Origin of the sequence: Variovorax sp. W2I14, from assembly GCF_050435205.1 — a bacterium.
Classification (GTDB): Bacteria; Pseudomonadota; Gammaproteobacteria; order Burkholderiales; family Burkholderiaceae_C; genus Variovorax; species Variovorax paradoxus_C.
Genome location: NZ_JBNDJX010000001.1, coordinates 4,711,172 through 4,737,077, shown reverse-complemented (window position 1 = coordinate 4,737,077; position 25,906 = coordinate 4,711,172). Strand labels below are relative to the sequence as shown.

Here is a 25,906-nt window from a genome sequence, read left to right as displayed (position 1 = left end):
GGAGAACAGCAATGCATTCCACTCTCCAGCAGAACCAGAGGCGTCGCCTTGCGCGGCGCCAGCGCGGCGTTTCCATGACCGAGACCATGATCGCGCTGCCGGTGCTGATCCTGTTCGTGATGTGCGTGGTGCAGTTCGGCCTCATCTACCGCGCGCGCCTCACGCTGGAGTACGCCGCGCACGAGGCCGCGCGTGCGGGCTCGCTCAACAACGGCATGCCGCTGCCCTTCATCTTTCGCATGGGCAACTCGACCGTGCCGGGCCTCTCCACGCTCAACAGTGCGGCGCTGGAACTCACCACCAACGCGCTCACGCGCGGGAGCGTGTGGCAAGGACTGGTCAAGGGGATGATGCCGCTCAATGTGCGCGAGGCCAGCGTGGGCGGCATGTTCAAGGGCTGGATCGACACCAACACCGACCTCATCCAGTCGGCCTGCATCGAGTACCTGAATCCGACGCAGACCACTTTCATCGACTGGGCCTTCATCGAGAACTTCGGCCAGAACCGCTGGATCATGCAGATTCCCAACGACACCATGCGCTACCGGAAGCCACTGCCCTACGACTTCAAGGCCAAGGCCATGAGCACCACCGTGGGCATCGGCGATCCGCTGCCGCCCGATGCGGAACTGCGCGGCAACGTGTCGAACAAGACGCTGGGCGAAGCCAGCGTGCTGCACCTGCGCGTGCACTACGGCTACCGGCTCGGGATTCCGGTGGCCAACAAGATCATCCTCACCGCGCTCAAGGGCTACCAGTTCGTGGGCGAGGCGTGGTTCAAGCTCATGTCCACCGACGGCGCCACCGCGCCCGGCACCGATTTCCGCCTTAACCAACTGGATGCTTACTACATCGCCAATGGCAAGATCCCGTTGTCGGCCGAGGGCGTGGCGGGCATGGAGTCGCCGATGTTCTGGCACCCGTTCTATTCGTTCGGCCCGCGGGGCGATCGCAGCATCGAGCTGCAGTGGGACCCGGCATGGAGCAACAATCTGGGCATCAACGTGCTGGAGAAACCGCAGGACGCCATGACCAACATCTTCGCCTTCGTGCGCAACAACAGCACCGAGTGGGCTTCGCAGTTGCTGGCCAGCGGCGTCGACGCGCTGGCCGACAAGGTCGGCGACGGCAACTCCTTCTGCCCGGCCATCTGGGACGCCTCGGTCAAGGGCCAGCTCGACCAGGTGCCGAACCCGGGCAAAGCGCCCTGATGCAAGAGGCAGTGCACGACGGGCATGGCGCGGGCGCCGCGCAGGACGCGCATGCTGCGCGCGGCGCTGGCGCGCTGGCGCTCTGTGCATCGACGATCTTCGTCTCGGCCTTCCTGCTGTTCCTCGTCCAGCCGCTGATCGCGCGACAGATCCTGCCGTGGTTCGGCGGCTCGGCCGCGGTGTGGACGCTGTGCCTGGTGTTCTTCCAGGTCGTGCTGCTCGTCGGGTACTTCTATGCCGATTGGCTCTCGCGCCGGCCGCTGCGCACGCAGGCCGTAGTGCATGCACTCCTCCTGCTCGCGGCCTGCGCGATGCTGCCGGTGATTCCCGATGCGGCGTGGAAGCCGACCGGGCAGGGCGACCCCTCGGCGGGCGTGCTCGCGGTGCTGGCCGCCACGATCGGCCTGCCGTACCTCGCGGTGTGCACCACCGGGCCGCTGGTGCAGAGCTGGGTCGCGCGGCTGCATGCGGGCGATGCACCGCGGCAGGCGAAGGTCTACCGGCTGTTCGCATTGTCGAACCTCGCGGCGCTGGCCGCGCTCGTGGTGTATCCCTTCGTGCTGGAGCCGGTGTTCGCGCTGCGTGCGCAGGCCATCGCGTGGTCGATGGGCTTCGGGCTGTTCGCGCTGCTGGCGATCGTGTCCGTGGTGGCCGTAGGCAAGGCGCGACCGACGCAGACTCGCGCCGAAGCGGCTGCAACGACTGCCGCCGCACCTGCGGCACCGTTGTCGTGGGGTGACCAACTGCTGTGGCTGGTGCTGGCCGCACTCGGCACGGTCGCGCTGCTCGCGGTGTCGGCCTTCATCACGCAGGACATCGCCTCGGTGCCGATGCTGTGGATCGTGCCGCTCGCGCTCTACCTGCTGAGCTTCGTGCTGTGCTTCGACAGCGACTTCTGGTATCGGCGCTGGCTCTTCTGGCCTGCGGTGGTGGTGCTCCCACCGGTGATGGGCTGGTACCTGAACACGCCGCAGCGATCGCTGCCGATCGCCGCGGCCATCGGGCTCTATTGCGTCGGCCTCTTCGCGATCTGCATGTTCGCGAACGGCGAGCTCGCGCGGGCGCGGCCCGGGCCCGAGCGCCTCACGCGCTTCTACCTGCTGCTGGCATTGGGCGGTGCGGTGGGCGGCATCTTCGCTGGCGTGGTCGCGCCGCATTTCTTCAACGGCTACTGGGAACTGCCGGCGAGCCTCGCGGCGCCGGGGCTGATCGTGCTGTGGCTCACGCGCGGGCGCCTGCAATGGGTGTGGACGGTGTTCGCGTTCGCCGTCGTGGTGGGCTTTGCGGCGTTTCTGCGGATGGACGCGGTGGCCGTGTCGCTCAACGTGCTGTATGCGGCGGTGAGCGCGCTGGCGCTCTTCGCGGTGGGCTACACCGCGTGGCGCGCACGCTCATGGCCGGCTGCCGCGGGGCTCGCCGGCGCGCTGGCCGCGGTGGCGGTGGCCTGGCTCTCGGTGTACAGCGTGCTCGAAGCCGACAACCGCACGATGCTGCGCGTGCGCAACTTCTACGGCGCGCTGCGCGTGGAGCAGTTCGGCATTCCGGGCGCGCTCACTGCGTCGCGTCGGTTGATGCACGGCGTGATCTCGCACGGCGAGCAACTGCAGGGCGCAGTGCAGCGGCGCCTGCCGAGCACCTACTACGGGCCGAAGTCGGGTGCCGGTCTCGCGCTGCTCACGAACCGCAGCGAGACCCAGCGCGTGGGCGTGATCGGCCTGGGCGTGGGCACGCTCGCGGCCTACGGGCGTGCCGGTGACACGGTGCGCTTCTACGAGATCAACCCGCGCGTGACGGCGGCGGCGCGCTCGCATTTCACCTATCTTGCCGATTCGCCCGCGACGGTCGAAGTCGCGCAGGGCGACGCGCGCCTCTTGATGCAGCAGGAGCTCGATGCGCAGGGTTCGCAGCGCTTCGATGTGATCGTGGTCGACGCCTTCTCGGGCGATGCGATTCCCATGCACCTGATGACGCGCGAGGCACTGGCGCTCTACGGCAAGCACCTGCTGCCCACGGGCGTGATCGCTTTCCACATCAGCAACCGGCACCTGCTGCTCGCGCCGGTGGTCAAGCGCCTGGCCGAGGATGCGGGCATGCAGGCGCTGCGCGTGCATTTCGAGCCCGTGCCCAACAACCTCACGCTCGACCATTCGTCGGAATACGTGCTGCTCACGCGCGACCCGCGCTTCCTGCAGGACCCGGTGATCCGCGAGCGCGGCGAGGCCATCGATGCCGCGGGCGTGACGACGTGGACCGATGACCACAGCAACCTGCTGGGCGCGCTGCGGTGGACGGTCAAGCCTTGATCTAGAGAGTCAGGCGGCTGCGTCGTGCCAGCGACCGAGCAGCCGGGCCACCGCGCGCACGCGCTGCGTATCGCGCCCCCAGCGGCGGCTGGCGGGCAGCTTGCGCGCCCACTTCATGCGGCGCGCTGCATTCGCGATGCGCTCGCGCACCTCTTCGTTCACCGTGGCGAGCGCCGCATGCCAGTGCTGGCCGGCGGCTTGCGGCGCGGCGGCCTCCAGCATCATGGCCGTGGAGTGCAGGTAGCTGAGCCAGTCGCGCGCCTGGCATTCGGCCAGCGTCATGACCTCGGCGGGGTCGTCCTCGAAATCGATGTAGCCGATCACGCCGTCGGGGCACTGCACGAGGTTGCGGTCGAAAGCCTGGCTCAGGTGCTGGCCGCGCACATGCACGGCCGCGATGGCGGCAAGCCCTTCGCGCCATACCGCGAGCAGCGCGGCGGGGCCGGCCGCGGCTGCTTGATCGAGCCGCTCCTGCAGCACGACGGTGGCACGGCCGCTTTCGCCGAGGTCGGAGATCAGCAGGCCGTCGGGTTGCTGTGCCAGCACGGTCGGTACGCGCAGGCCCGCGGCCGCGAGTTGCTTCAGGCGCCGCGCCTCGGTGGCAATGGCGGCCTCGCCGCCCGGATTGGGCACCGGCTTGATGATGTCCAGCCGCGCCATCCGCGCGACCGCCGCCATCACGCGGTAACCCCACTTGCCGTGGCGCGGCCCGGCCTTCTTGAGCCACACGCGCTCGCTGCCGAGACGGTGGCTCGCCACGTTCTTCTCTTGCTTGGGCAGGGTGACGCGCAGGAACTCGGCGTAGTCGCCGGGCGCGGGCGGATTGGGCAGCGCGTCAAGCGGCGCCGGCGCGGAAGCCGCGCCTTTTGCGCTGTGCAGGCGCGTCGAAGCGCCTCGTCTCAGTGGATTCATCAGGTAGGTACCTCCGCACTTTGTGCTGCGGTACAAGCTTGCTTGGGGCGGCCCGGCGCTGCGCTCATGCGGCCATTGCAAAGCCCGGAACCAAGCCCTGCGGGCTCTGCGTCACGGGCTGAAAACTCTCTGCACTGGCCAGCGGCCAGTAGGTACGAAAGACATTGTGCTGCGCGTCGAGCGGCCCGAGCAGCGCGCCCGGCTGCACCTGCATCACCAGGTTGCTCAACAGGCGCACCTCGGTGTCGGAGATGCGGCGCACGATGTGGTGGGCGGTGATCTGCTGCGGATGATCGAGGCCCGCGGCCTGCACCAGCTCCTGCAGCGCATGCAGCGTGCTGCGATGGAAGTTGCGCACCCGGTCGGCCTTGGTCCGCACCACCAGCGCCTGCTGGCGCAGCGGGTCCTGCGTGGTCACGCCCGTCGGGCAGTGGCCGGTGTGGCAGCTCTGCGCCTGGATACAGCCCAGCGCCATCATGAAACCGCGCGCCGCGTTGCACCAGTCGGCGCCCAGCGCCATCATGCGGGCCACGTCGAAGGCGGTGATCACCTTGCCCGCGCAGCCGATCTTGATGCGGTGGCGCAGGTTCACGCCGATGAGCGTGTTGTGCACCAGCAGCAAACCTTCCTGCAGCGGCGCGCCCACGTGGTCGCTGAACTCCACCGGCGCCGCGCCCGTGCCGCCCTCGGCGCCATCGACCACGATGAAGTCGGGCGTGATGCCGGTCGCCTGCATCGCCTTGACGATGCCGAACCATTCCCACGGATGGCCGAGGCAGAACTTGAAGCCCGTCGGCTTGCCGCCCGAGAGCTCGCGCAGCTTCGCGATGAAATGCATCATTTCCGTCGGCGTGGAGAACGCGCTGTGCGAGGAGGGCGAGATGCAGTCCACGCCCACCCGCACGCCGCGCGCGGCTGCGATCTCGGCCGTGACCTTGGGGGCAGGGAGCACGCCGCCGTGGCCGGGCTTGGCGCCCTGGCTCAGCTTGAGCTCGATCATCTTCACCTGCGGGTCGCGCGCGTTGGCGGTGAAGCGTTCGGCGTTGAAGCTGCCGTCGTCGTTGCGGCAGCCGAAGTAGCCCGAGCCGATTTCCCAGATCAGGTCGCCGCCGTGCACCCGGTGGTGCTGCGAGATCGAGCCCTCTCCGGTGTCGTGCGCGAAGCCGCCCATCTGCGCGCCCTTGTTGAGCGCAAGGATGGCATTGGCCGACAGCGCGCCGAAGCTCATCGCGGAAATGTTGAACACGCTCGCGCTGTACGGCTGCGTGCAGACCTGGGCCGGGTTCGCGTCGGTCGGCTGCGGCGTACCGATCACGATCCGGAAGTCGTGGTTCGCGAGCTTGGTCGGCTGCATCGAATGGTTGATCCACTCGTAGCCCGCGATGGTCACGTTCAGCTGCGTGCCGAAGGGCCGGTTGTCCGGATCGCCCTTGGCGCGCTGGTAGACCAGCGAGCGCTGCGCGCGCGAGAAGGGGGCAGCTTCGGAGTCGCTCTCGATGAAGTACTGCCGCATCTCGGGCCGGATGAATTCCAGCAGGAAGCGCAGGTGGCCGATGACCGGGTAGTTGCGCAGGATCGCGTGCCGCGCCTGCCGCAGGTCGTGGATGCCGGTGGCGGTGAGTGCCGCGAAAGCCGCCACGCCGATCCACGCAAGCCACAGGTGCGGCGACACCAGCACGAAGGCCAGGCAGGCGACCAGGCCGACCACGCACAAGGCAAAGGCGCTGTAGCGCGCCGGAAACGGAATAATCGTGGGCATAGAAATAGATGACTCCGGGAGCCTGCTGCATCATAGAGGGCTGCCCCGAACCTGCCATGACGACTTCCCCCCCTACCCCCGAGACCCCACAGACGCCCGTCACACCCGCCCAGGAACCCCTCGGCCCCGACGATTTCGATGCCCTGGACACCGCGCTGGACGCCATGCGCGAGCACGACGAGGAAATCCCCCAGTGGGAGTTCTGCGAAGGCTTCATGGCCGCGCTGATCTGCACCCGCCGGTCCATCGAGCCTTCTGAATACTGGCCCGTGCTGCTGGGCGACAGCTTCGTGCCGGCCCAGCACATGGAGTTCGTCTGGAACTGGAAGCGCCGCTGGCGCGAGATCGAAGAAGGCCTGGACGCCCCCGTCGAAACGCTCGACGACGAACGCAGCTGGCAGCCCGAGGTGCTCGACACCCGCGGCGCCATCGCATCGCTCCCTGAGGAAGAGCGCGCCGAAGTGGCCGGCGAGGAGATCCCCTCGTTCGCCCAGGTCTGGGCGCTCGGCTTCATGTACGCCGTCGAGAACTGGCCTGAAGACTGGGCCACCCCGCGCGACAAGGACGCCGCGCAGATGCTCGACGACGCGCTCGACAACATCGTCGCGCTGACCGAAGACGACAAGGCCAAGCCCACGGTGTCGATGTACAGCGACGACGGCCCGCCCAGCGTGAGCCAGCAGCGGCTGGACGACTTCGGCGCCGCCATCTGGGCGGTGTACGACCTGCGCCAGCTCTGGAAGAGCCTGGGGCCGAAGGTCGAGACGATCCGCAAGGAAGCCACGCCGGGGCGCAACGATCCTTGCCCTTGCGGCAGCGGCAAGAAGTACAAGAAGTGCCACGGTGCCACCTAGCACTGGTCCGGAGAGCGCCGCGCCGCTGACGCCGCGCGCGGCCTGGGTGATGGTCCTGGCGCTCTGCGCCGGGGTCGCACTCAGTCAGGCCTTCCGCACAGTCGGCGCCATCATGGCCAGCCCGCTGCAGACGGATTTCAAGCTCTCCGCCCAAGCCCTCGGCATCTTCTCGGGGGCTTTTCATTTCGCCTTCGGCGCGATGCAGCTTTTCATGGGCATCGGCATCGACCTGCACGGCGTGCGCCGCACGGTGCTGGTGGCTTTTCCGATCGCCATCGCGGGCGCGCTGCTCTCGGCCGTGTCGTCCAGCTATCTCGTGCTGGTTGCGGGCCAGGCGCTGATCGGCGTGGGCTGCGCGCCGGCCTTCCTGGTGTGCACCGTCTTCATCGCACGGCACTTTCCGGCGGCGCGCTTCGCCACCGTGTCGGGCATGGTGCTCGCCATCGGCGGCATCGGCATGCTGGTCACCGGCACGCCGCTCGCGTGGCTGGTCGAGGCGTATTCGTGGCGCGCGGGGTTCCTTGTTCTGGCCGTTGCCGCCGCGCTTGCATGGCTCGCGATCTGGTACTGGGTGCATGAGCCCGCGTCCGCCGTGCCGCAGGTGAAAGAGTCGATTCCGGAAGCAATCCGCCAGTTCGGCGCGCTGTTCGCGATGCCGCACACGCTGGGCATCATGGTGCTCGGCGCGGTGACGTATGCGGCCTTCATCTCGCTGCGGGGCCTGTGGCTCGGGCCGCTGATGATGGAGCGCCACGGCTACTCGCTGGTGCAGAGCGGCAACGTCGCGTTGGCGGTGTCGGTGATCTCGCTCGTCGGCGCGCCGCTGTTCGGACGCCTGGACCGCGACGGCGCATCGCGCCGCCGCTGGATCGTGATCTGCGGATGGATCTACGCCGCGCTCTTCGCGCTCATCGCCGTGCTGCACTCGGCGTGGCTCGACATCTTCGGCATGGTGCTGATCGGCGTGCTATCGGGCTTCATCGTGTGGCAGTACGCCGATGTGCGCGTGGCCTATCCGGTCACGCTCACCGGGCGCGCGATGGCTGTCTTCACAATGGCGATGTTCCTCGGCGTCGCGCTGATGCAGTGGGGCACCGGCGTCGCGGCTTCCATTGCCACGGCGCATGGCGGCGATCCGCTCACGGCCGTGCTGGCCACCATCGCCACGCTGCTGGTGACCGGCATCGCGGCCTTCGCGTGGCTGCCCGCGCCGAAGGCCGTCAGCCTCAGATCTTGAAGGCGCGCTGAATGTCCGGCCGCACGAGGTCGGCGTATTCGCGGTGCTTGCGGATGTAGCCCGCGATGAACTGGCACACCGGAATCACATGCAGCCCCTTCGTGCGCGCCTCGCCGAGCACATGCTTCGCGATGCCCGAGCCCACGCCCTTGCCTTCGAATTCGGGCAGCACCTCGGTGTGCGTGAACATGATCGCGTCGGTCAGCAGGTTGTATTCGGCATAGCCCGCGAGCTTGCCGTCGATGGCGGCTTCGTAGCGGTGGGCTGCTTCGTTGGAAGTGAAAACGATGTCGTTGTTGCTCATGAGGGTTGGCTCGAAAGAAATTTGGAAAGATTGCCGGCCGCCGTGGCGCGCACCTTGTTGCGCAGCATCGGCGTCCAGCCCAGCAGAAGGCCCGGCGTGCCGAGCGCCTGGCGCGACCATGTCCAGAACGCAAAAGTATCGCGGTGCGTGGCGATCAGCCCCTCGGGCGTGAAGGTGAAGCGTGCATCGATGCTGTTGTCCACCAGCCGGCCCGTGGCGCTGAAGCGGTAGTGCGCGTCCCAGTGGGCGCTGCCGGTGGTGTCGTCGGCCTGCACGTCGCGAAAGGTCAGGCGCCACACGTCAGCGCCCTTGGCCTTGGTGGCGCCGGCCAGCATGCGCCACATGCCGCCCACCTCGCGCCGCCCGCGCAGGGAAAAGGCCTCGTCGTCGAACACCGCATCGGGCGCGTAGCAGGCCTCCATGGTGGCGGCGTCGAGCTTGGCGAACGCGCTGTAGAAGCGCTCGATGGTCTGGGCGTTGGTGGCTGCTGTCATGAGGCTTTCTTGGAGTTCTGGGGGACTTAGATCGACGCCGGGATGTTGCGCGCGAGGAAATCATAGACGGCGCGGATGCGCCGATCGGTGCGGATCTCGCGGTGCACCGCGAGCCACACCGGCAGCGACGGGATCTTCAGTTGCGGCAGCACGCGCTGCACCTGGCTGTCGGTGCGCGCGAGCGATTCGCTCACGAAGCCGATGCCCATGCCCTGGCGCAGCGCCTCCCAGTAGGCGCCCATGTCGTCGGTGCGAAAACAGAAGTCCTCGCGCTGCAGCGGCGTGCCCAGTTGCGCGGACATGCGAACGATGGTGTCGATGCGGTCGTAGCCCAGCACGTCGTGCCGCAGCAGATCGGCCGTCTGGCGCGGCGTGCCGCGGCGGCGCAGGTAGTCGGCCTGGGCAAATGCGCCGAGCGCGAAGCGCCCGATGCGCCGTGCCACCACCGTGGCGGTGGTGGGCTCGGTCATGCGGATCGCGATGTCGGCCTCGCGCCGCAGCAGGTTGCTGACCTCGTTGGTCGACACCAGCTCGACCTGGATCTCCGGCAGTTCCTGCCGCATGCGCACCAGCAGGGCCGGCAGCATCTGGCGCGCGGTGGCCTGGCTGGCCGAGATGCGCACCGTGCCCGCGGTGGTCGCATTGGCGCCCGACACGCTGCGCGACAGCGAGACCGCGCCGCTTTCCATGGCCCGCGCCGATTCGGCGAGCCGCGCCGCCATCGCCGTGGGACGGAGGCCCCGGCCGGTGCGCTCGAACAACACCACGCCCAGTTGGGTTTCAAGTTCGGCGATGTGGCGTCCCAGCGTCGGCTGGCTCGACCCCAGTGCGCGCGAGGCGGCCAGGAGGCTCCCGTGGTCGAGTGCGGCGAGGAAAGCGCGCACCAGTCGCCAGTCGAAATCGAGGTTGCTGTTCAGACCCACGTATTCAGTTCCGCATAACAGGTATCAAAAGTTGACGCATTGTGAATTGAAAGGCGTCTTTCGATAATGCGGGCAATGGACGAACGAAGAAATTTTGTCCGGCTGCTGGGAGGCGGTGTGGTGGTGGCGGCAGGCGCGGTTGCTCTGGCAACCTGGTGGCTGCACTCCGACATACCGGCTGCCGCACTCGAGATATGGAACGGCCCCGGCAACGAGCCCGATGCGCGCAGGCGCGCCGTGGCCTACGCGGTCACCGCGCCCACTGCCTACAACTGCCAGCCGTGGCTGGTGGACCTGCGCGAGCCCGAGGCCATCGTTCTTTACTGCGACCGCGAGCGCCTGCTGCCCAAGACCGATCCCTACGGCCGGCAGGCCCTCATCGGCCATGGCGCCTTCATCGAGCTGCTGGTGATGGCGCTGGCGCAGCAGGGCATCCTGGCCAGCGTGCAGCTGTGGCCGCAGGGCGAATTGCCGCTGGAGCCGCGGCATTGGCCGCACGTGCCGGTGGCGCGGCTGCGGCTGGCGAGTGGCGGCGCGCCCGATCCGCTGTTCGCGCAGGTGCTGCGCCGCCGCACGCCGAAGCAGCGTTTCGACACCGCCCGGCCGGTGTCGAGCGACATGCTGCAGGGGCTCACCGCCATCGCGCCCGCCGGCGGCACGGTGCAGGCCGACGGCACGGTCGACATGGCCCGCGTGCGGGTGCTGCGCAAGCTCTGTGCGGCGGCCGCGCGCGTGGAGATCGCCACGCCCGGCACCGCGCTGGAGAACCTGCGGATGCTGCGCGTCGGGCCGCAGGAAATCCTCGAACACCGCGATGGCTTCTCGCGCAACGATCCGGCGCTGCGCCTGGCGATCGCGCTGGGGCAGTTCGACCGCAACGTGCCCGCGCCGGAAGACAGCGAATCGTTCAAGCAGACCTTCCAGGTGTTCGAGGACCAGGCCAACACGGCGATGGGCTTTGTCTGGCTCAGCACGCGCGGCAACAGCCGCACCGACCAGATCGCCGCGGGTCGCGCCTATGTGCGCCAGCAGCTGCGCGCCACCGACCTGGGCGTGGGCCTGCATCCGATGAGCCAGCCGCTCGAGGAATTCGCGGAGATGGCGCCGCACCACGCGGCGGCGCACGACCTGCTGCTGGGCACCGAGCCGCCGCGCAATGCGCGCAGCCCGACGCTGCAGATGATGTGCCGGCTCGGCTACCCGATCTCGCCTGTGCAGGCCGCGCCGCGCCGCGCCATCAGCGATTTCATGATGGCGTGAATAGGCACTCCCCCCAGGCTACGCGCACTTCGTGTCGCTTCTCCAACCCCCTCGCCGGGGGCAACACCTGCGGCCCGGCAGAGCCGGTTCCGCGGTGTTCCACGAAGAAGACCGGACGGCTGCGAACAAGCGCAGGCGGCCTATTCCGTGAGCAGCGTCACCAGCGTCTGCAGCGCGTAGTGCACCGTGGCCGCGCGCACTGTGGCGCGGTCGCCGTCGAAGCGGCGGCGCTCGGTGCGGATCTGCCCGTCGACGCACCAGCCGAACCACACGGTGCCGACCGGTTTCTCGGGCGTGCCGCCCGTGGGGCCGGCGATGCCGGTCACCGCGATGGCCGCGCGCGACGGGGCCGAGCGCGCGATGGCGCCGAGTGCCATGGCGCGTGCCACCGGCTCGCTGACCGCGCCGTGGGCATCGATCGAGGCCGCATCGACGCCCAGCAGCTCGGTCTTCGCCGCGTTGGAGTACGTGATGAAGCCGCGCTCGAACCAGGCGCTGGAGCCGGCCAGCTCGGTGCAGGCCGCGGCGATCAGGCCGCCGGTGCAGCTCTCGGCCGTGGAGAGCATCCAGCCTTTTTGCAGCAGCCGTTCGGCCACCGCGGCGACCAGCGCGGGCGTGTCCTGGTCGGGGAGTGGCGACAACAACGTCGAAGGAAAAGAAGAATCCATGGTGTTCACCAGGCTCGCCACAGGGCAATGACCAGCAGCGTGCAGAAGGCCGCCACGAGGTCGTCGAGGATGATGCCGAAGCCCGCGCGCCACCAGCCTACCTGGGTGGTGTCGCGCTGCTTGAACAGCGCGTCGGCCCAGGCGACCGGACCGGGCTTGGCGGCATCGAAGAAGCGGAACAGGCCGAAGGCGATGGCCTGCGCGAAGAGCCCGGCCGGCGTGACCAGCCAGAGCACGATCCAGAAGGCGACGACCTCGTCCCACACGATGGCGCCGGGGTCGGCAATGTTCATGTCCCGCGCCGTCACCGTGCAGGCCCACCAGCCGATGGGGAGCGACGCCAGGATGATCCAGCCGATGGTGGCGGGCGTGAACCACAGCTGCATCACCGCGAAGGCGACCCAGGCCCAGAGCGTGCCCACGGTGCCCGGCGCGAAACGCGGCAGGCCCGAGCCGAAGCCCAGCGCGATGGCGTGCGCCGGGTGCCCGAACAGGAAGCGCAGGGTGGGGCGGCGGATCGAGGGTTGCGGCATGGCGCCGGAAGCGGTGGCGTGGGAGGAGGAAGAAGGGGAAGCGGCTTGCATCAGGCCCGAAGTGTCGCGCATCCGGGCTCCGGGCGATCAAGGGCTTCGGCCTTTTTATCAAAGCAATAGCTTGTTTAATTGGTCTTGGGCGCCTAGGATCCGGGCTCCTTTCCAGTCTTTCGGGTTCGCCATGCCGCCTGCCGCCGCTTCCTCCTCCGATCCTTCCTCGATCTCGCCGCCGGCCACGGCCGGGTGGGGCGAACTCTTCACCGGCCGCAACGGCTGGCGCGCGCTGGCGCTCACCGGCGGCGTCGCGCTGCACGCGGTCAACGTCCATATCGTGACCACGGTGCTGCCCTCGGTGGTGCGCGAGATCGGCGGGCTCGATTGGTATGCGTGGAGCACCACGCTCTTCGTGGTCGGCTCGATCCTCGGCGCCACGCTGTCGGTGCGGCTGCTCGCGGTGCTGGGACCGCGCGGTGCATGCCTTGCAGCGCTGGCCGTGTTCACCGCCGGTTCGGTGGGCTGCGCACTCGCGCCGGCGATGCACTGGCTGCTCGCCGGACGCACGGTGCAGGGATTGGGCGGCGGGATGCTCGCGGCGCTGAGCTATGGGCTGATCCAGTTGGTGTTCGCGCAGCGGCTGTGGCCGCGCGCGGTGGCGCTGGTGTCGGGCATGTGGGGCGTCGCCACGCTGTGCGGGCCGGCGGTGGGCGGGCTGTTCGCGCAATCCGGGCACTGGCGCTGGGCTTTCTGGTTCCTGCTGCCAGTGGCCGCGGCGCAGGCGCTGCTGGTGGCGGTGCAGTTGCGGCCCGGCGCCGGCGTGCATCACGCAAGGCCGGCGAACATGCCGCGCATTCCGGCGCTGCAGATCGCGCTGCTCGCGATTTCGGTGCTGGTGATCGCGGCGAGCGGACTCCTCGCCGACCTCGTCTTGCAGGCGGCGGGCGTGGTGCTCGGCCTGGGCATCGGCGTCGTCGCCACGCGCGTCGATCGCCAGGCCACGGTGCGGCTCCTGCCGACCGGCGCGTATGTGTTGAGCGCGCCGCTGGGCGCCATCTACGCGAGCGTGGCGCTGCTGCTGATCGGCACCACGACCGAAATCTTCGTGCCGTACTTCCTGCAACTGCTGCACGGCCATTCGCCACTTGCGGCGGGCTACCTCACGGCCGCCATGGCCGGCGGCTGGAGCGCGGGCTCGCTGTTGTCGTCGGGGCGCAGCGGTGCGGATGCCGACCGCATGCTGCGCGCCGGGCCGGTGGCCTGCCTGCTGGGGCTCGGGGCGTTGGCGCTGCTGCTGCCGTTCCCGGGACATCTGGGCGCGGGCTTCGAGACCGCGCTGGTCGCCGTGGCGCTCGCCGTTGTGGGCGCGGGTGTGGGCATCGGCTGGCCGCACCTCGTGACGCGCGTGCTGTCGCTGGCACCCAAGGGAGAAGAGGGGCTGGCCTCCGCCTCGATCACCACGATCCAGCTCTACGGCATGGCGGAGGGCGCCGCGGTGGCGGGGCTGGTGGCCAACGCGGCGGGCCTCACGCTGCCGGGCGGCGTCGAGGGTGCGCAGTCGGCGGCGGTGTGGCTCTTCGCGAGCTTCGCGCTCGCCCCAGCGCTGGCCGCGTGGCTGGCGTACCGCGTGGTCGCGGCACGTTCCTAGGCCACGCGCTCAGGCAGCGGCGACGACACCTTCCCAAGCCAGCGCCCGCTTGCGCTCGCGCACCCGCTTGGCATCGCCGCGCAGGATGGCGACGAAGTCGTACACGTCGAACGGCAGGTGCGCACCGCGCCAGGCGACGTGCTGGTCCGCGCGGCACAGCACCAGGCGGTGGGCGTAGACCTTGGGCACCTCGGCGGTCTCGATGTCGAGCACCGTGAGCGGCATGTTGTAGCTCTGCGCGGCGCGCTCCAGCGGCCGCACGTCGACGCTGCGGTCGAAGCGCAGCAGCGTGTAGCCGGGGCCGAACGCGTCGTACAGCGAGCGGCCGTCGGCCAGCCAGAAATGCGGCGCGCGGCAGCCCGGCACGGTGGACGGCGTGAAGTCGCCCATCGAGTAGGGCGGCGCGGTGTGCTCGCCGTCCGCGATGATGATCGGCGAGCCCGTGTAGAAGTAGCCGAAGTTCAGCCCCGCGCAGCAGAACTGCTGCACGTTGAGCGCGTAGGCCTCGCTGCCGATGTCGGCGCGCAGCGCGTCGCCCTCGGGGCCGGGCGCCTCGATGTTCTGCGGCACGGCGCGGCGCGCGCGGATCATCTTCTGCGCATGGTCCATCGCGAAGTTCGACACCTGCTCGGTGATCGGCTGGCGCTCGGCCTCGTAGGCGTCCAGCATCGCCTCGTCGCCCCAGCCCTGCACGCAGGCGCCGAGCAGCCACGAAAGATTCAGCGCATCGGCGATGCCCGCGTTCATGCCGTAGCCCGCGTACGGCACCCACAGGTGCGCCGCATCGCCCGCGAGGAACACGCGGCCGTCGCGGAAGCGGTTGGCCACGAGGCGGCGACCGATCCAGTCTTCCTTGCTGATGACTTCGTACTGGAAATCAGCGCCCACGCCCAGGATGTCGCGCAGCGCCTGGTCGCGGTCGACCGAATCGAACTCGGGCTCCTCGGCATTCAGGTGGTTGTGCACGAGCCAGGTCTCGTGTCCGTCGATGGCGAACATCGTGCCGCAGCGGCGCGGGTTCATCGCGTAGGTCGACCACGCGGGCTTGCCGGGGATCATGTCGCGCAGTTGCGGCGCGCGGATGAAGGTCGACTGCACGCGCTGGATGACGGCCGTGCCTTCGAGCTTGGCGCCGATTTGCTTGCGCACCATGGAGCTGCCGCCGTCGCAGCCGACCATGTAGCGGCAGCGGATGCTGCGCGTGACGCCACTGTCCATTTCGATGGCGATGGCGGTCACGCCTTCCCTGTCCTGCGTGAAGCCCGCGAACTGCGTGCGGTTGAGCAACTGCACGCCCGGCAGCGCCGCCGTGTGCTTCAGGAGGATGGGCTCCAGGTAGATCTGGTTGATGCGGTGCGGCGGCTCGGGCGTGGGCCACCAGGCGTCGGGGCCTTCGGTCTCGGTGTAGCGGTCGCGCCGGCACGGGATCGGAATGCGCGTGAGCTCCGTGCCCGTCACGGTGGTGCGGAACACCACGTCGTTGGGATAGTCGGCGGGGAGGCCCGCATCGCGCAGTTTCTGCGCCACGCCCAGACGCCGGAACTGCTCCATGGTGCGCGAGGCCACATGGTTGCACTTCACGTTCGGCGGTTCGGCGAAGCGGCGGGTCTCGCAGACGATCACCGAGACGCCGCGCGATGCGAGGTCCATGGCCAGCGTGAGGCCCACGGGGCCCGCGCCGATGATGAGAACGTCGGCCTTCAGTGTGGTGTCGTTCATGGTTCGTTCTTCCCTGTTGTCTCTGTCTGTCTTGTTCTGTACTGTCAGTCGAGCTTGATGTTGGCGACCTGGATCACCTTGGCCCACTTCTTCGTCTCGCTGCGGATGTAGGCCTCGAAGGCCTCGGTCGATGTCGGCGCGGGCTCCGCGCCGAGATTGCGCATCGAGGCCTTGATCTGCTCGTCGCCGAGCGCGGCGTTGAGCTCGGCGTTGAGCCGCGCCACGATGGGCGCGGGCGTGCCAGCCGGTGCCACCACGCCGAACCAGCCGGTCGAGTCGTAGCCCGGCAGGCCCGCTTCGGCCACGGTGGGCACATCGGGCAGCATCGGCACGCGCTGTGCGCTCGTCACCCCGAAGGCGATCAGCTTGCCGGCCCGGATCTGCTGCAGCGAAGCGGGCAGGTCGACCAGCGCGAGCTGCACCTGGCCCGCCATGGCATCGAGCGCGGCCGGGCCCGAGCCGCGGTAGGGCACCTCGATCAGCTTCACGTCGGCCATCTGCGCGAAGAGGGCGGTCGAGAGGTGCATCGCGGTGCCGTTGCCGCCGTGGCCCATCGAGAGCGTGCCCGGCTTCGCCTTGGCCAGCGCGATCAGTTCGCGCAGCGTGCGCGCGCCGATGGAGGGATGCCCGACGATCACGAACGGCGTGGCGGCGACCATGCCGACCGGCTTGAAGTCCTTCACCGGGTCGAAGGGCATCTGCGGATAAAGGTTCACATTGGCGGTGAGCGCCCCCGCCGCGCCGAGGCCGAGCGTGTAGCCGTCGGCCGGTGCCTTCGCCACCAGCGTGAGGCCCACGTTGCCGCCCGCGCCGGGCCGGTTGTCCACCACCACCTGCTGCCCCAGCTTCTCGTTGAGCCGGGGCACCAGCATGCGCACCACCGCGTCCGCGCTCCCGCCGGGCGGAAAGGTCACGACCATGCGGATCGGATGGGAGGGGAAGTCGGCGGCCGGGGCCTGTGCCAGGGCGGTCCCGGCCAGGAGGGTGAAGGCGGTGGCCAGCAGCAATTGCCTGCGAAGCGGTGGCGCCTTGCGGGCGATCGATGCTGTCATGGAGGGCTCCTTGATTGTCTTTTTACTTTGTTTGGAGCCATTGAACGATGCGGAAATTCATTCGTAAATCCAGAAATTTCGTATCAAATATCAGATTGCCTTATGAATGAAAACTTCAGTCCTACGTTCAGCCCGACGATCCGGCAACTGCGCGCGTTCCTCGCGGTGCACCAGTTGCGCAAGCTGAGCGCGGCTGCGCAAAGGCTCTTCGTCACCCAGTCGGCGGTGAGCATGCTGGTCCGCCAGCTCGAGGAGGGCCTGGGCACGCGCCTGTTCGACCGCACCACGCGCTCGCTCAAGCCGACGGCGGCGGCCAACGAAATGCTGCCCGTGGCCGAGCGCATCCTGCGCGACGTCGATTCGCTCTCCACCGGCTTTCGCGAACTCACCACGCTGGAGCGCGGCCGCGTGTCGGTGGCGATCACGCCCACGCTGGCCACCTTCCTGCTGCCCGATGCGATCCGCAGCTTCAGCCAGGAGCACCCGAAAGTTCGCGTGCTGGTCAACGACTGCGCGCCCGACCAGTTCATCTCGCGCATCCTCGGCGAGCATGTGGACTTCGGCATCGGCACGCCCGAGCGGCCCGGTGCCGAGGTCGAGGTCGAGCGGCTCATGCGCGACCACCTCGCGCTCGTGTGCCGCGACGACCATCCGCTCGCCAAGGCGCGCGTCGTGCGCTGGACCGACCTCGCCGGCCATCCCTTGATCACCGTGCGCGCGGGCTACGGCGTGCGGCCGCTGATCGACGGCACCGCGGCCGATGCCGGCGTGGCGCTCGACGTGGTGAACGAGGTGTCCTTTCTCTCCTCCGCGATCTGGATGACGGCCATCGGCATGGGCGCATCGATCATGCCCTCGGCCTTCGCCCGCGCCGCGGACGATCCGTCGCTGGTGGTCAAGGTGCTCAGCGCGCCGCGGGTCTCGCGCGACATCTCGCTGGTCATCAAGCGGGGACATTCGCTGTCGGTCGCGGCGCGCGCCTTCATTGCGGCACTGAAGAAATCTCTGTAGCTACCTCGCCGGTCCGCTCGGGCGATCGTGCGGCGCCTCTGAAAGCCATATGCCGGACGTATGCTTGACGACTCACATCCACAAAGAAAACACTCCCTCCATGAAGAACATCGTTCGTCTCGGCGTCCTCGGCCTGTGCCTCGCCTTCAGCTTCATGCTCGCGGCCTGCGGCAACAAGGAGGCTGAGCAGCGCACCGCCTTCATCGAATTCCTGCAGACCCGCGTGCTCGACAAGCCGGGCCTGCGCGTGCCGTCTCCGAGCGAAGAGCAGAAGAAGTCCTTCGGCGACTACGCCCAGCACTACGCGGTGATCACCGATTTCACCGAGGGCATGAACAAGTCGGTGAGCCAGCCGATGGGCGAGGTCATGGCCAAGGGCGCGCTGCGCTCCATCGGTGATCTCGCGACCCGCCGCGACGACCTCAAGGCCGCAAAGGAAGGCCTCGCGGGCCTTCGCACCGCGCTCGACCAGCAACTGGCCAAGGCCGATGCAGCGCGCGCGGCGCTCAAGCAGCCCGACGACCTCAAGCAGGTCTACGACAAGGCCTACGAGAAGACCGTCTCGACGCCGGCCGCCACCTTCAAGGAAGTCTTCCCCGCGCTCGACACCACCTTCGACGGCGCGCTGGCCGTGGGCGAGTTCCTGCAGCAGAACAAGTCGAAGATCCAGATCTCCGGCGCCTCGGTGACGGTGACCGATCCGGCCGTGCAGGCGGAGCTCAACAAGATGCTGCAGAACCTGAACGGCCAGTCCGCGGCGATCAACGCCGCACAGCGCAAGATGCAGGCGGTGGTGCGCGGAAGCTGATCAGACGAAGTGGTCGAACGAGCCGAAGCGCTGCGCCACCGGCGCGCCGCTTGCGTCGGCGATGCGGAGGCCCGCTTCCGCATCGATGCGACCGATGCGCGTCACGCGCGTGGCGCTGTCCTTGCCGGCCTGCTCCACCGCTGCGCGCGCCGAGGACGATGCGGTGAACACCAGCTCGTAGTCGTCGCCGCCTGACAAAGCGCAGGTGCGCAGCATCTCGACACTCAGGTCGGGCGTGCCGACCGCAGCCACGGTGCCCACGGCCGCATCCACATCGAGCGTGGCGCCCACGTTGCTCGATCCGAGGATGTGCCCCAGGTCGCCGACCAAGCCATCGCTCACATCCACTGCCGACGAGGCAATGCCGCGCAGGGCCTGGCCCAGCGCCACGCGCGGCGTGGGTTGCTCCATCCGCATGCGGGCTTCTGCGAACACCTCGGCAGGCAGCGCGATCGTCCCGCGGAACACTTCGAGCGCCAGCCGCGCATCGCCGAGCGTGCCGCTGACCCAGATGTCGTCGCCCGCCCGAGCGCCCGAACGCAGCAGCGCCGAGCCGGCCGGCACTTCGCCGAATACCGTGATGCAGATGTTGAGCGGGCCGCGCGTGGTGTCGCCGCCCACGAGTTCGCAGCCGTGTTCGTCCGCGAGCGCAAAGAGGCCGCGCGAGAAGCCTTCGAGCCAGTGCTCATCCACGCCCGGCAATGCGAGCGCGAGCGTGAAGGCCAGCGGCTTCGCGCCACAGGCCGCGAGGTCGCTGAGGTTCACCGCCAGCGCCTTGTGGCCGAGCCTTGAAGGCTCGACGGTCGAGAGAAAGTGCCGACCCTCGACCAGCATGTCGGAAGACACGGCAAGCTGCATGCCCGGTGCGGGCGCGAGCAAGGCGCAGTCGTCGCCCACGCCCAGCGGGGAGCGCTTGGCGGGACGCTTGAAGTAGCGTGTGATCAGGTCGAATTCACCCATGGGGGCTGCGTTTGTGCTGAGCTAAAGGGTCAGTCCGCGAGAACAAAGCGGGCATCTAGGCGGTCCAACATATCGAAGGTGTTGATGCACTCGACACCGTAATGCGCACAGACATTAGGGATCAAAAATTTCCGGCGGTTGTTCGCATCCAGTCGCTCGTGCGTGACCACTGTATGACCTGTGACGCGAGCCTTGGCAATCAACCAAGGGTCTGCACCGCCGAGAAATTCTTCAAGCGCTCCGACCTTCATGATCGCGGCTTGACCTGCAATATGCGCTGCAATCTCCGCAAACGCACCTTGTGTCGCTTCATCGGATTCCGGCAAGAACAGGTTGGTTTGTGTTGTCACCCATTGTGCGAGTTCATCATTGCCGCGGCGAAGCTCTGTGCTGACGCTTTCGACGCTCGCTAGTCTTCCCGCTTCTTTGGTTCGAGTCAGCCACGTCCAATAACCGGGACAAAAACGCATCTGGTAGTAGCGATTTTTTGCCTCGATGAGAGTGTTTGAATCTAGGAGGTAGCTCATATGCCGATTTGATCCGCGAATTCTCGAATCTTGTTTGGCTGCACTCCTAGCAAGCGCCCCGCTTCTCTGAGGAGCAGGCGGCCACTCAACGCTTCAGTCACAACAGCTTGCGCGAACCGCGTGCTGTTTTTTGCACCCGCAGTGCGATAGAAATTCCCGCCGCCATTCTCTTGATTTCTGAATGCTGCGAGGACCGCCAGATAGTGATCGTTGTACGTCGCGTGATCTACCAGGCCCAAATCAAATGCGCGGCGCATGATGACAAGACGACTGACGTGAAATCGTCGAGCTAACTCCGCTACCCGAAGGTCTAGCTCTGCGGGACCTCTTTGCCAATGCGGCAAGAATATTTCTTGAGGAACGAGAAACTCTCCGGCGACTGCATTGCAGAAAGCTTCCTCGCGACGGTTATTGCCAGGTGCACCGCTAGAAACACCACTGGTACCGATCCAGATGTGCGCCAGCTCATGCATCAGCGTGAAAAGTCTTGCTGCGGGTGCGTCTGCCGAATTGATGAAGACGACGGGCGCGAAATGGTCGCTGATCGCGAATCCCCGGAACTCACTGACGTCGAGCTTGCGATGCGTGTTGCTACCTACGATACCGCTACGCATTATCAGGACGCCTGCGCGCTCTGCAGCCTCTATGAGTTCACGGAAATAGATCTCCCAGGTCCTCTGACCTTGCTCGACGGTCACGTTCAAAGTATTTCTGATATCCGCTGCGACCTCGATCACAGGCGAGTCCAATCTAAAGCGCCCGACAAACGGGAGCGGTTCAAGACCATGATCCTTCTGGTAGTCGAGGTACCACTCGAGCCGCTGCAATGCGATGCGTACCGTTTCCAGCAGATCAATGCTGGGCCGCGGTACCGGAGCTCCGCCTACTGTCCGTAGATCAGGTAACGGAAGAGGCTCAGCAGGTGGCTCCTGCAGGAACAGGTAACCAAATGGAGCGTGATAAATATGCGCAAGATTCTGAGCTTGGCGGAACGTAGGGCGACTCTCCCCTTTTTCCCAAGACTCTAGCTGTGTTGGCTTAACGTTGGCACTCAGCGCAGCGTCTTCGAGATCAAGATCTGCGCGTTCCCGTGCCCAACGCAGAAGCGTCGGGTTGATGAGTGCTTGGGTCGCCATGGGCTAAGGATAAGGGATGCCGCCCGCAGAATGGTCAGGAGTACTAACCGAATCTACACGTCTACTACCGTCTCATGGGCGCAGTGAATCGCACCCTCTTGGAGTAGCTCCTCCGCTCAGGCCGCGCCCCTGAACCTCAACGCCGCCTGCCGCACCACCTCCGCCAGCAGCCGCTCCTTCCCCTGCTTCTCCCGCAGCCATCGCGCGTCATTGCGGTTGGCCTCCACGCTGGTGCGAAGTTCGCCCAGTGCCTGCGTGGCGTTCAGCGCCTCGCTGTGCCATTCGAGCTGCGTCATCGTCATCAGGATGTGGTCGCGCAGCGGCATGTGCTGGCCGCTGGCCGGGTCGACATACACCGCATCGAGCCCGAAGCGGCAGGCCTGGAAGCGGTTGTAGGTGTAGACGAGGTAGTCGTCCTCGCTCGGCTCGAAGGGCTGCTCCTGCAGGAACCATGCGGCGAGCGACTGCACATAGCCCGCGAGCGCGGCGGCGCGTTCCACCGTGAGCGGCGTGTCGAACACGCGGATCTCGATGGTGCCGAACTCGGGCTTGGGGCGGATGTCCCAGTAGAAGTCCTTCATGCTGCGCACGACGCCGGTGCGGGTCATGCGCTCGAAGTACGCCTCGAATTCTTTCCAGCTCGTGGTGAACGGCGCGCGGCCCGAAAGCGGGAACGCGAACACCGAGTTCAGGCGTGCCGAGTCGAACTGCGTGTCCTGCCCCTGCACGAACGGCGACGAGGCCGACAGCGCGATGAAGTGCGGGATGTAGCGCGACATGCGGTGCAGCATCAGCAGGGCCGCATCCGCATCGGGGCAGCCGATGTGCACGTGCTGGCCGAAGATGGTGAACTGCTTGCTCAGGTAGCCGTACAGCTCCGAGAGTTCGCGAAAGCGCGGCTTGTCGTATATGCGCCGCTCATGCCACTGCTGGAACGCATGCGTGCCGCCGCCGACCACCGCGATGTTGAGCTTGTCTGCGTTCTTGATCAGCGCCTCGCGGATCGGCGAGAGCTGCTTGATCACGTCCGCCGCCGAGTGGCAGATGTCGGTGGAGATCTCGATCATGCTCGAGGTCATCTCGGGCACTACGCTGCCGGGCAGCGGGGTCTGCGCCATCAGGCGCAGCATGTCCTCGGCGTAGGGCGCGAGGTCGTAGTCGTGCGTGTTCACGAGCTGCAGCTCGAGCTCGACGCCGAGCGACAGCGCCTCGGACTTGTTGAACGGCTCGAGCTTGACCGCGCGGCTGTCGGGGTCGGCCGCAAGCGGCGCCGAGCGCACGTCGTCGCTGTCCGGATCGATGGGGGTCTGGAGGGCGGTGCTCATCGCTGCGTGTCCTCGGTGGTGCTGAAGGCCTGGGGCGCCCAGGGCACCGAACTCTCGCCGACCGCATGGATGGCCACGGTGGCGAGCACGGCGCCCACCACTTCCATCAGCAGGATCGAGGGCAGGGCGACCTGCGTGATCATGGTGCCGAGCAGCGGCGACGCGGTGGCGAAATTCGATGCGATCAAAAGGGCGATCGACGACAGCGGCGACATCGCGCAGCCGACCCAGAAGGCCTGCTTCCAGCTCGCGCCGCTGCCGGGGTTGGCGATGGCCACGCCGGAGATCTTGGCGATCATGCGCACGCCGATCACGGCGAGCACCACGCTGGCCACCGGCAATGTCCAGTCGGCCTGCGCCGCCACGATGGAGACCAGCACGAACATCAGCATGGTGAGCAGCGACGCCGCGGTGCCGAGCTGCCGCTGCCACGCCCAGGGCTTGGGATTGAGCGTCTTGAGCAGCACGCCGCCGATCAGCGCGGCAAGCGGTGCCGAGCCGCCGACATGCGCGGTGAGCGCCGCGCCGGCCGCGATGATCGCGAGCAGCAGGATCGATGTGTTCTCGCTCGTCGGGCTCATCACGCGCAGCGCGGAGCGCAGCGCAAGCGCCATCAGCGCACCGACGACGAACGAGAGGCCGAGCACCACCGCCACCGGGTAGAGCTTCTGCAGCATCGTCTGCGGCGCGCGCTCGATGAGGCCGGCCTGCGCGTAGCCGAGTGCGAGCGCGTAGAAGGTGTTGAGCGTAGCCAGCGTCATCGCGCGCTCGGTGACGGGGCCCGCGGCGCGCGTGTCGATGATCACGCGGCTCAGCACGGCCGGCGAGGCGACGATGGCCATCAGCGCGATCGGGTTGGCCACGGGCTCGGGCAGGCCCAGCAGCGTGAGCACCCAGTACACGCCGAAGTAGGTCAGCGTGGCTTCGAGCAGGCTCTGCACCAGCACCATCGGGTTGTGGCGGAACCAGCGAAGCGGCAGCCGGCCGCCGGCCTCGAACAGCACCACGGCCACGCCCAGTTCAAGAAGGAAGAGGCTGATGCCGCGCAGCGGCCAGATCGCGCCCTCGAAGCCGGCAAAGCCGACGACCGCGCCGACCAGCGAATAGCCGATCACCTTGGGCAGCCCCAGGTAGCGTTGGACCAGGTGGCCGGAGGCCGCAGCGGCCGCCAGCAGCAGCGACCACAGCACGGTGGGCAGGCCCGCCGAAGGGCGCACCCATTCGGACCAGAAGCCCAGCAGATCGTTGATGAAGCTCGTCAAATTCATGCAGGTAGAAAAAAGCTCACAGGCCGGCTGCGCCAGCGCGCCCAGATGGCGCTGCGGATGCGGGCGCGGTCACCGAGGCTCACGCTGTGCGCACGCAGCGCAAGGCGGAATGCGAAATAGAAACTCACGCTCACATTGAGCGCGCCGATCACCGGGATCGCCGCCACCGCCCACCAGAGGGCGGGCTGCTGCAGCACCGACAGGCCCGTGGACGCCGCGGCCGCGGCAATCTGCCCGGCCGAGAGTGTCACGTGACGCACATCCAGCCCGAGCCCGAAGAAACCCGCGAACGCGGGCAGCAGGCCCAGCATGAGTCCCAGCGAGATGTTGGAGGCGAAGCCTGAGATGTGTGTGCGCATGAAGGTGGCCCAGCGGCGAGCCCGGGCGGCACCCAGAAAGGCGCCGATGCGTGGGTTGTAACGCATGGCGGAGTCCAGGCGATGCAGGACAAAGGCGTTTTCTGTCCATCCGGCGACGATGCTGGCCGAAAACAGCAGGATGCCGGTGATTGCCGCGAAAAGCGCGGTCGGCCCGGCGAGCGAGAGCGAATGCAGCGTGGCCGCGGCATGCGCCGCGTCCAGCAGCGGCCGTCCGAGCGCGTACTGCACCAGAAGCGCAAGCGCGACCATCGCCGGCACCACCACCAGCACGTTGCCCAGCACGGCGGCCACCTGCGAGCGCACGAGGTTGGCCACTTCGTCGACGAAATCGTCGACCGCGCCATCCGCCTTGATGTCGCGCAGCCGCGCCGCGAGCGCCGGTGCCGTCATCGCGGGTTGCTTGGTGGCCAGCGTCAGGTGCAGCAACTGGATCGCGACGAAGCTCGCCGCATACATCAGGCCCGAGGCGAGGCCGGCCCAGAAGGCCGACAGCGCCAGCGCGTAGATGCCGAACTTCAGCAGCACCGTCACTGCAGTGAGCGCGCCGCCGCCCGCGGCCTTCTTCACCATCTGCAGGTAACTCGCGCGGTCGCGGGTGATGTAGTGCTCGCCGGTCTCGGCGCTGCGCTCGGTCACCTTGGCCGCGAGCATCGACGAGTTCGTGGCAACGAGCGCGCGGATGCTGTTGCGCTCGCCGCCCGCCAGCACCAGCTTGCCGATGAGCCGCGCCACGCTCGGCGCGGGCGAGGGCGACATCAGGCAGTCGAGCAGCTCGCGGATGCGCAGCACGCGCTCGCGCAGCTGGCGCAGCCGGAACACCAGGCCGACCGAGATGCCGTTGTCCTCCAGGTGCGTGTAGACCGATGAGGCGCTGGCGCGGCAGGCGTCGAGCCGGTCGCGGAAGGCCACGAAGGCGGCCTGCAGGGCCTCGTCGCTTTCTTCGCCTTCGGGCTGCTCGAACATCTGCTCGCGCAGTTCGTCCAGGTCGGCCATCAGCGCGTGGAAGGGACGGTTCTCGTGGTGCTCCGCGCTGATGCGCAGGCGCAACTCGGGCGAGAAACCGGCCGCCACCACCTGGCTGCCGCAGTAGGTGACCGCGTCCATCACGGTATGGCGCCAGCGCGGCGAGCCGTCGGTGTCCACGGTGGCATCGGCCAGCAGCGCGCCGATGCGGGTGAGCTGGGTGTCATCGAGCAGCGCGATCCAACCCGCGTCGAACACGCCGGGCAGCACCATGCGGAACAGGTCCGAGGCATCGGTGGTCTCGGGCGTGCCGGGCAGGATCTTCCGGCGCAGCCGTTCGCTCAGTTCGCTCACGAACGCGGTGCGCGGCGCGAAGCCGTAGTCGGCCAGGAGCGTGGTCAGGTCGACCGATTGGGTGAATACGCGCCACCAGACGCGCAGCCGCTCGCGCAATTCGGGCCGCGCCTCGACGGCATCGAGCAGCAGCGAGACACGGCCCATGGCCGCCTGCGGCGAGGCGCGGTCACCGCGCAGCCAGTCGAAAAGATTGATGAGCCAGATGTGGCGCTGCGCCACATCGGCCGTGGGGTCGAGGCCGGCAAGCAGCCCCTGCAAGTCGCGCGATGCTGCGGCCATGGTGAAAGGAGAGGAGAGGAG

23 protein-coding genes are annotated in these 25,906 nt (G+C 67.8%); 8 read left to right on the top strand and 15 right to left on the bottom strand.

The window, feature by feature from the left end:
- Positions 1 to 11 precede the first annotated feature (11 nt).
- Together QF040_RS22170 and QF040_RS22165 are read left to right on the top strand one after the other, a co-directional pair.
- Positions 12 to 1,211: a TadE family protein gene (locus tag QF040_RS22170; RefSeq protein WP_429612835.1), complete on the top strand. Its 1,200-nt coding sequence runs from the start codon at positions 12 to 14 to the stop codon at positions 1,209 to 1,211.
- Positions 1,211 to 3,514 carry a fused MFS/spermidine synthase gene (locus QF040_RS22165; protein ID WP_429612834.1) on the top strand — a complete coding sequence of 768 codons (2,304 nt, stop codon included), beginning with the start codon at positions 1,211 to 1,213 and terminating at the stop codon, positions 3,512 to 3,514. Before QF040_RS22170 ends, QF040_RS22165 begins: the two co-directional genes overlap by 1 nt.
- Positions 3,515 to 3,523: 9 nt before the next feature.
- On the opposite strand, the gene QF040_RS22160 is transcribed toward QF040_RS22165, so the two are convergent.
- Together QF040_RS22160 and QF040_RS22155 are read right to left on the bottom strand one after the other, a co-directional pair.
- Positions 3,524 to 4,426 carry a hypothetical protein gene (locus QF040_RS22160; RefSeq protein ID WP_307644802.1) on the bottom strand — a complete coding sequence of 301 codons (903 nt, stop codon included), beginning with the start codon at positions 4,424 to 4,426 and terminating at the stop codon, positions 3,524 to 3,526.
- A gap of 64 nt (positions 4,427 to 4,490) precedes the next feature.
- The gene (locus tag QF040_RS22155) at positions 4,491 to 6,185 is read right to left on the bottom strand and encodes an FMN-binding glutamate synthase family protein (protein WP_429612833.1); all 1,695 of its coding nucleotides are present in this window, start codon (positions 6,183 to 6,185) and stop codon (positions 4,491 to 4,493) included.
- Between the two features lie 56 nt (positions 6,186 to 6,241).
- On the opposite strand from QF040_RS22155, the gene QF040_RS22150 reads away from it, so the two are divergent.
- Positions 6,242 to 7,039 (top strand): UPF0149 family protein, encoded by a 798-nt coding sequence (locus tag QF040_RS22150; RefSeq protein ID WP_429612832.1) that lies wholly within the window; start codon positions 6,242 to 6,244, stop codon positions 7,037 to 7,039.
- 49 nt (positions 7,040 to 7,088) lie between these two features.
- Positions 7,089 to 8,276: an MFS transporter gene (locus QF040_RS22145; RefSeq protein ID WP_429614684.1), complete on the top strand. Its 1,188-nt coding sequence runs from the start codon at positions 7,089 to 7,091 to the stop codon at positions 8,274 to 8,276.
- On the opposite strand, the gene QF040_RS22140 is transcribed toward QF040_RS22145, so the two are convergent.
- From QF040_RS22140 to QF040_RS22130, 3 genes are read right to left on the bottom strand one after another with little or no spacing between them, the layout of a single operon-like run.
- On the bottom strand, positions 8,266 to 8,580 hold the full coding sequence (locus tag QF040_RS22140) for a GNAT family N-acetyltransferase (RefSeq protein WP_013538979.1): 315 nt from the start codon (positions 8,578 to 8,580) through the stop codon (positions 8,266 to 8,268). The two genes, QF040_RS22145 and QF040_RS22140, sit on opposite strands and share 11 nt — an antisense overlap.
- Positions 8,577 to 9,074, bottom strand: a complete 498-nt coding sequence (locus tag QF040_RS22135) for a nuclear transport factor 2 family protein (RefSeq protein ID WP_429612831.1) — start codon at positions 9,072 to 9,074, stop codon at positions 8,577 to 8,579. Before QF040_RS22135 ends, QF040_RS22140 begins: the two co-directional genes overlap by 4 nt.
- A gap of 26 nt (positions 9,075 to 9,100) precedes the next feature.
- Positions 9,101 to 9,997: a LysR family transcriptional regulator gene (locus QF040_RS22130; RefSeq protein WP_429612830.1), complete on the bottom strand. Its 897-nt coding sequence runs from the start codon at positions 9,995 to 9,997 to the stop codon at positions 9,101 to 9,103.
- Between the two features lie 75 nt (positions 9,998 to 10,072).
- Between QF040_RS22130 and QF040_RS22125 the strand changes: the two genes are divergently transcribed.
- The gene (locus QF040_RS22125) at positions 10,073 to 11,257 is read left to right on the top strand and encodes an Acg family FMN-binding oxidoreductase (protein ID WP_429612829.1); all 1,185 of its coding nucleotides are present in this window, start codon (positions 10,073 to 10,075) and stop codon (positions 11,255 to 11,257) included.
- Positions 11,258 to 11,397: 140 nt separating this feature from the next.
- On the opposite strand, the gene QF040_RS22120 is transcribed toward QF040_RS22125, so the two are convergent.
- Together QF040_RS22120 and QF040_RS22115 are read right to left on the bottom strand one after the other, a co-directional pair.
- On the bottom strand, positions 11,398 to 11,925 hold the full coding sequence (locus QF040_RS22120) for a CinA family protein (protein ID WP_429612828.1): 528 nt from the start codon (positions 11,923 to 11,925) through the stop codon (positions 11,398 to 11,400).
- A 5-nt stretch (positions 11,926 to 11,930) separates the two neighbouring features.
- Entirely contained in the window at positions 11,931 to 12,458 is a 528-nt protein-coding gene (locus QF040_RS22115; protein ID WP_429614683.1) for a phosphatidylglycerophosphatase A family protein, read from the bottom strand.
- 181 nt (positions 12,459 to 12,639) lie between these two features.
- On the opposite strand from QF040_RS22115, the gene QF040_RS22110 reads away from it, so the two are divergent.
- Entirely contained in the window at positions 12,640 to 14,100 is a 1,461-nt protein-coding gene (locus QF040_RS22110; protein WP_429612827.1) for an MFS transporter, read from the top strand.
- A 9-nt stretch (positions 14,101 to 14,109) separates the two neighbouring features.
- Here QF040_RS22110 and QF040_RS22105 read toward each other — a convergent pair whose 3' ends face one another.
- On the bottom strand, positions 14,110 to 15,819 hold the full coding sequence (locus QF040_RS22105; protein WP_429612826.1) for an FAD-dependent oxidoreductase: 1,710 nt from the start codon (positions 15,817 to 15,819) through the stop codon (positions 14,110 to 14,112).
- 44 nt (positions 15,820 to 15,863) lie between these two features.
- Positions 15,864 to 16,871 carry a Bug family tripartite tricarboxylate transporter substrate binding protein gene (locus QF040_RS22100; RefSeq protein ID WP_429612825.1) on the bottom strand — a complete coding sequence of 336 codons (1,008 nt, stop codon included), beginning with the start codon at positions 16,869 to 16,871 and terminating at the stop codon, positions 15,864 to 15,866.
- A 102-nt stretch (positions 16,872 to 16,973) separates the two neighbouring features.
- On the opposite strand from QF040_RS22100, the gene QF040_RS22095 reads away from it, so the two are divergent.
- Entirely contained in the window at positions 16,974 to 17,882 is a 909-nt protein-coding gene (locus QF040_RS22095; RefSeq protein ID WP_429612824.1) for a LysR family transcriptional regulator, read from the top strand.
- 100 nt (positions 17,883 to 17,982) lie between these two features.
- Entirely contained in the window at positions 17,983 to 18,690 is a 708-nt protein-coding gene (locus tag QF040_RS22090; RefSeq protein WP_429612823.1) for a DUF3053 domain-containing protein, read from the top strand.
- Here the strand turns inward: QF040_RS22090 and thiL are convergent, their stop codons facing one another.
- From thiL to QF040_RS22060, 6 genes are all read right to left on the bottom strand, one after another.
- Positions 18,691 to 19,650 carry a thiamine-phosphate kinase gene (gene thiL, locus QF040_RS22085; protein WP_429612822.1) on the bottom strand — a complete coding sequence of 320 codons (960 nt, stop codon included), beginning with the start codon at positions 19,648 to 19,650 and terminating at the stop codon, positions 18,691 to 18,693.
- A 29-nt stretch (positions 19,651 to 19,679) separates the two neighbouring features.
- Entirely contained in the window at positions 19,680 to 20,177 is a 498-nt protein-coding gene (locus QF040_RS22080) for a DUF4411 family protein (protein ID WP_429612821.1), read from the bottom strand.
- A complete protein-coding gene (locus QF040_RS22075; protein ID WP_429612820.1) occupies positions 20,174 to 21,313 on the bottom strand; it encodes an ImmA/IrrE family metallo-endopeptidase in 1,140 nt (379 codons plus the stop codon). Before QF040_RS22075 ends, QF040_RS22080 begins: the two co-directional genes overlap by 4 nt.
- Before the next feature lie 116 nt (positions 21,314 to 21,429).
- Positions 21,430 to 22,638, bottom strand: a complete 1,209-nt coding sequence (locus QF040_RS22070; protein ID WP_013538991.1) for a YbdK family carboxylate-amine ligase — start codon at positions 22,636 to 22,638, stop codon at positions 21,430 to 21,432.
- Positions 22,635 to 23,906 carry a cation:proton antiporter gene (locus QF040_RS22065; RefSeq protein ID WP_013538992.1) on the bottom strand — a complete coding sequence of 424 codons (1,272 nt, stop codon included), beginning with the start codon at positions 23,904 to 23,906 and terminating at the stop codon, positions 22,635 to 22,637. The genes QF040_RS22070 and QF040_RS22065 overlap by 4 nt, the downstream gene beginning before the upstream one ends.
- Positions 23,903 to 25,885: a site-specific recombinase gene (locus tag QF040_RS22060; protein WP_429612819.1), complete on the bottom strand. Its 1,983-nt coding sequence runs from the start codon at positions 25,883 to 25,885 to the stop codon at positions 23,903 to 23,905. Before QF040_RS22060 ends, QF040_RS22065 begins: the two co-directional genes overlap by 4 nt.
- Positions 25,886 to 25,906: the final 21 nt, after the last annotated feature.

Bases quoted from the DNA above. Each gene is read 5' to 3' on its own strand.
- QF040_RS22170 (WP_429612835.1), top strand. From the start codon at position 12: ATGCATTCCACTCTCCAGCAGAACCAGAGGCGTCGCCTTGCGCGGCGC.
- QF040_RS22165 (WP_429612834.1), top strand. From the start codon at position 1,211: ATGCAAGAGGCAGTGCACGACGGGCATGGCGCGGGCGCCGCGCAGGAC.
- QF040_RS22160 (WP_307644802.1), bottom strand. From the start codon at position 4,426: ATGAATCCACTGAGACGAGGCGCTTCGACGCGCCTGCACAGCGCAAAA.
- QF040_RS22155 (WP_429612833.1), bottom strand. From the start codon at position 6,185: ATGCCCACGATTATTCCGTTTCCGGCGCGCTACAGCGCCTTTGCCTTG.
- QF040_RS22150 (WP_429612832.1), top strand. From the start codon at position 6,242: ATGACGACTTCCCCCCCTACCCCCGAGACCCCACAGACGCCCGTCACA.
- QF040_RS22145 (WP_429614684.1), top strand. From the start codon at position 7,089: ATGGTCCTGGCGCTCTGCGCCGGGGTCGCACTCAGTCAGGCCTTCCGC.
- QF040_RS22140 (WP_013538979.1), bottom strand. From the start codon at position 8,580: ATGAGCAACAACGACATCGTTTTCACTTCCAACGAAGCAGCCCACCGC.
- QF040_RS22135 (WP_429612831.1), bottom strand. From the start codon at position 9,074: ATGACAGCAGCCACCAACGCCCAGACCATCGAGCGCTTCTACAGCGCG.
- QF040_RS22125 (WP_429612829.1), top strand. From the start codon at position 10,073: ATGGACGAACGAAGAAATTTTGTCCGGCTGCTGGGAGGCGGTGTGGTG.
- QF040_RS22120 (WP_429612828.1), bottom strand. From the start codon at position 11,925: ATGGATTCTTCTTTTCCTTCGACGTTGTTGTCGCCACTCCCCGACCAG.
- QF040_RS22115 (WP_429614683.1), bottom strand. From the start codon at position 12,458: ATGCCGCAACCCTCGATCCGCCGCCCCACCCTGCGCTTCCTGTTCGGG.
- QF040_RS22110 (WP_429612827.1), top strand. From the start codon at position 12,640: ATGCCGCCTGCCGCCGCTTCCTCCTCCGATCCTTCCTCGATCTCGCCG.
- QF040_RS22105 (WP_429612826.1), bottom strand. From the start codon at position 15,819: ATGAACGACACCACACTGAAGGCCGACGTTCTCATCATCGGCGCGGGC.
- QF040_RS22100 (WP_429612825.1), bottom strand. From the start codon at position 16,871: ATGACAGCATCGATCGCCCGCAAGGCGCCACCGCTTCGCAGGCAATTG.
- QF040_RS22095 (WP_429612824.1), top strand. From the start codon at position 16,974: ATGAATGAAAACTTCAGTCCTACGTTCAGCCCGACGATCCGGCAACTG.
- QF040_RS22090 (WP_429612823.1), top strand. From the start codon at position 17,983: ATGAAGAACATCGTTCGTCTCGGCGTCCTCGGCCTGTGCCTCGCCTTC.
- thiL (WP_429612822.1), bottom strand. From the start codon at position 19,650: ATGGGTGAATTCGACCTGATCACACGCTACTTCAAGCGTCCCGCCAAG.
- QF040_RS22080 (WP_429612821.1), bottom strand. From the start codon at position 20,177: ATGAGCTACCTCCTAGATTCAAACACTCTCATCGAGGCAAAAAATCGC.
- QF040_RS22075 (WP_429612820.1), bottom strand. From the start codon at position 21,313: ATGGCGACCCAAGCACTCATCAACCCGACGCTTCTGCGTTGGGCACGG.
- QF040_RS22070 (WP_013538991.1), bottom strand. From the start codon at position 22,638: ATGAGCACCGCCCTCCAGACCCCCATCGATCCGGACAGCGACGACGTG.
- QF040_RS22065 (WP_013538992.1), bottom strand. From the start codon at position 23,906: ATGAATTTGACGAGCTTCATCAACGATCTGCTGGGCTTCTGGTCCGAA.
- QF040_RS22060 (WP_429612819.1), bottom strand. From the start codon at position 25,885: ATGGCCGCAGCATCGCGCGACTTGCAGGGGCTGCTTGCCGGCCTCGAC.